Consider the following 3,796-nt stretch of genomic DNA (forward strand, 5'->3'; position numbering starts at 1 on the left):
GCGTGCGCACGGTGCGCTGGCTGGTCGATCGCCTGGCGGTGCTTTGGGGTGTTCCGCCGCAGCAGATGCCGCAGCCCGGACAGCACCCGCACGAGGCGCGGCTTTTGTCGCTGGATAGTTCCAAAGCGCGAGCCCATCTGGGCTGGGCGCCGCGCTGGGGCCTCGATCGTTCGGCTTCCGCCGTGGTGGAATGGTACAAGGCATTCGAGCAGGGCGCCGCGGTCAGGCCGGTGATGGTTGACCAGATCGACGCTTTCATGAACACAAAACGCGACTAGCTCGCTTACTCCGGCCCGATGGGCCGCAAACCGGATTCAAGATGATGACCACCACGTCGACCAGACCGCTCACCGAGATCAAGGGCTGCGAGGTCTGCGGCAATGACAAGCTCGTGCCGGTGCTCGAGCTCGGTCTGCACCCGCTGTGCGACGACCTGGTGGCGGTCGGCGATTCGCGCCGGTGCCGCGAATATCCGATTCTGATCGATTTTTGTCCGACCTGCGCCACCGGCCACCAGCGCGTCCAGGTTCCGAAGGAGGACCTGTTTCCCAAGGATTATCACTACCGCTCGCGCTTCACTGCCGACGTGCTCTCCGGGATGAAGAGCCTGGTGGCGACCTGCACGGAGCGGATGGGGGCGCTGACAGGCAAGGTGGTTCTCGACATCGGCTGCAACGACGGCAGCCTGCTCGATTTCTTCCGCGAAGCCGGCGCGACAACAGGCGGCATCGAGCCGACCGGCGCGGCCCAGGACGCCGCGGCGAAGGGCCATTTCGTGGTTCAGAACTATCTCAGCGCCGAGACCGCCGCGGAGATCCTGCGCGGCGTCGGCACGCCCGACATCATCACGTTCACCAACGTGTTCGCACATATCGAGGACCTGAACGGCGTGCTCGCGGCGCTGAAGGCGCTGCTCGGGCCGGACACCGTCATCGTGATCGAGAACCACTATCTCGGTGCGGTGCTGGACCGGCATCAGTTCGACACCTTCTATCACGAGCATCCGCGGACCTATTCGTACAAATCGTTCAGCTTCATCGCGAAATCGCTCGGCCTCGACATCGTCAATGTCGAGTTCCCCGCACGCTATGGCGGCAACATCCGCGTCATCCTCGGACGCGCGGCGAAGAGCGATACTGTGGCGGCCGACGTCATGGCGCGCGAGAACAATTTCCAGACCGAGTTTGCCCAACTCGCGCGTGACGTCGAGCTCTGGAAGGCGCGCAAGGGCGCGGAGCTGAAGAAGATCATCGCCGCGCACGGTCCGATTCGCGCCAAGGCGTTTCCGGGCCGCGCGGCCATCCTGGTCAAGCTGCTCGGCCTGACGGAGAAGGAGATCATCGCCGTTCACGAGAAACCCGGTTCGATCAAGATCGGGCATTATGTGCCGGGTACCCGGATTCCGATCGTGTCCGACGATGACCTGTTCGCGCATGGCGACCAGGGCAAGCCGCTGCTCAATCTCGCCTGGCACATCTCGCGCGAGATCCGCCAGTACCTGTCCGACAACAGTTACAAGGGCCCGGTGATTGACGTGCTCGGCGCCGACGATTTCCATGCCTGAGGTGCCCGTCTTCACGATCCTCGGATCGGGTTTCGGGATGTACGGATATCTGCCCGCGCTGATCGAGTGCGGGATCAAGGTGGCGCTGCCGGAGCGCTATCGTGCGGTGGTCGCCGGCCGGGGCGAACTCGTCCAGTATGTGCCGGAGGTGACCTGGTGCGCCGGCACCGAAGAGGCGCTGGCGCAGGCGAACGGCGCGGTGGTTGCGCTTCGCCCCACCGATCAGGCCGACTGGATGAAGCGGTTGGCAGCAACGCCTGAGATGTCCGATTTCATCCTGGAGAAGCCGGTCGCGCCGACGCCCCAGCTTGCCGCGCAGCTTATCGAGTCGTTCGCGCACACCGGCAAGCGCTATCGCGTCGGCTATACCTTTCGTTTCATGTCGTGGACGGAGCGGCTCCGCGCGGTGCTCGGCGAGCGGACCGATGGCCTCTCGCTGGACTGGAGCTTCATGGCGCATCACTACCGCGCCAATCTCGCGAATTGGAAACGGTTCGATGCCAGTGGCGGCGGCGCACTCCGCTTTTACGGCATTCACCTCGTCGCGCTGCTCGCGGAGCTCGGTTACGATGACGTGGTGTCATCCGTGATCAGTGGTCCGTCGGAGTCCGAAACCGCGTCCTGGGAAGCGACCCTGACCGGGGAGGACTTGCCGCCGTTTGCGCTGCGCGTCGACAGCCGCGCGCCGCAGACCTGCTTCAAGATCACCGCGGCCGCGCGCGGCGCGATCGTGGATCAGCTCGATCCCTTCGTGTCGGCGAAGCCGGCCTCGGTCAACGCTCGCGATCCCAGGGTCGCCAGCGATCCCAGGGTCGCCCGCGATCCCAGGGTCGACGTGCTGGCGCGGTTGTGCCGCTCGCTCAGCGAGCCCGACGCAGGCCACGCGCAGCGTCAGCGCGACATCATCGCGCTGTGGATGCGGATCGAGCAGGCGTCTCGGCGGATCCCCGCGTCATTGCCGTGAGGGCGGTGCCAGCGACAGCGCGTGCGCCCGGGCCGTAGCCCAGACGTCCGGCGGCAAATTGGGATTGAGCGGCTTCTCGTTCGCCCGGTAGAGGCGCTCGATGACGTCCGCCGAGGACCAGTTGATCTGGCGCAGCATCAGGCCAGCCTGCAGCGACCAGGCTATCCAGACGCAGGCAATCAGTGCGGTCGCCTGTGTCCGGCTGCGCAAGAGGCTCGCCAGCTCGTTGACCGCGACCGCGAGCAGAAAGGCGTAGGCGAACGCGGGCAGGGCAAGATGCCGGTCGCGCGCATAGGAATAGGAGAGGAACGGAGCCCCGATCACGACGACGGTGACGATAACGAGGACCATTGTGTGGGGCCGTGGCCGATTCCTGAACACGAAGAAGCCCCCCACGATGAGTGCGGTCGAGAGGGTCTCCACGATGGTCTGGTAGTGCGGGCGATCGAAGATGATGCCCCATTGGGTGATGCGGAACGCGAGTGCGCCCAACTGGGCCAGCACATTGTAGGCATAGAGCTTGTAGACGGCATAGCCCGAGAACAGCCTCCGACGTTCCTCGTTCGACAGCATCTGGAAGAAGTATCCAACGGACTCATCGACCCCGGCGGTTCCCATCGCAGGGCCGAGGACGACGGCGCGCATGGCGAAATAGGCCAGCGTGATGCCGCCGAACACGATCGCCGCCCTGAACGGCGCTGCGCGCAGGAAGTAGATGGAGAACGCGATCAGAACGATCCCGTTCTCCTTCGAAAGCAGCGCGATCGCATACGCCAGCCCGCACAGCGCGAGCTTTGCCGTGACCGTCCTGTCGGAGAGAACGACGAGTAGCGCAGCGGCGAAACAGACAAGCACGAGGACGTGCGGCAATTCGCTGATCCATACCACCGATCCGGAAATGAACGGTGAGCCGATCGCGAACACTGTGATCAGCAACACGCTTTCCACGCGCAAGCCCAACCGCCGCACCACCTGAAGGCTCAATCCCATCAGCAGCAGGAAGACGGCAAACTGCACGTAGCGGTACGGCGTCGGGTTGAGGCCGAACAGCGCATACAGGCACTTCAGCAGGAACTCGGCGACCGGTCGGTAGAACGCGCTTTGGACCATCCAGGCGGGCGACAGCGGCAGGTCGAGGAAGCTGTCGCTGCGCAGCTTGGCGAGCCAGATCAGATCGTCGGTCGCCTCGAACGGTTGCCGCAGCATGGTGGCGAGCAGCAGGCCGAGCCAGACCACGGTTCCGATCGCCATCACGGCCAGGATTGCAT

General features: G+C 64.7%; 3 protein-coding genes and 1 pseudogene. 3 read left to right on the forward strand and 1 reads right to left on the reverse strand.

Features of this window, described 5'->3' with window-relative positions:
* From AC1D00_RS31265 to AC1D00_RS31275, 3 genes and pseudogenes are all read left to right on the forward strand, one after another.
* Window positions 1-278: pseudogene (locus AC1D00_RS31265) on the forward strand (CDP-glucose 4,6-dehydratase); the annotation flags it as partial.
* Window positions 279-319: 41 nt separating this feature from the next.
* Window positions 320-1,564 (forward strand): class I SAM-dependent methyltransferase, encoded by a 1,245-nt coding sequence (locus AC1D00_RS31270; RefSeq protein WP_477013311.1) that lies wholly within the window; start codon window positions 320-322, stop codon window positions 1,562-1,564.
* Entirely contained in the window at window positions 1,557-2,528 is a 972-nt protein-coding gene (locus AC1D00_RS31275; RefSeq protein ID WP_477013312.1) for a Gfo/Idh/MocA family oxidoreductase, read from the forward strand. Before AC1D00_RS31270 ends, AC1D00_RS31275 begins: the two co-directional genes overlap by 8 nt.
* Here AC1D00_RS31275 and AC1D00_RS31280 read toward each other — a convergent pair.
* Window positions 2,517-3,796 (reverse strand): hypothetical protein (locus tag AC1D00_RS31280; RefSeq protein WP_477013313.1); only part of this gene is annotated, 1,280 nt, incomplete at its 5' end. The genes AC1D00_RS31275 and AC1D00_RS31280 overlap by 12 nt on opposite strands.

This window comes from Bradyrhizobium sp. P2_E8 (genome assembly GCF_056403875.1).

Coding starts and splice junctions, on each gene's coding strand:
- AC1D00_RS31275 (WP_477013312.1), top strand. CDS start 1,557: ATGCCTGAGGTGCCCGTCTTCACGATCCTCGGATCGGGTTTCGGGATG.
- AC1D00_RS31270 (WP_477013311.1), top strand. CDS start 320: ATGATGACCACCACGTCGACCAGACCGCTCACCGAGATCAAGGGCTGC.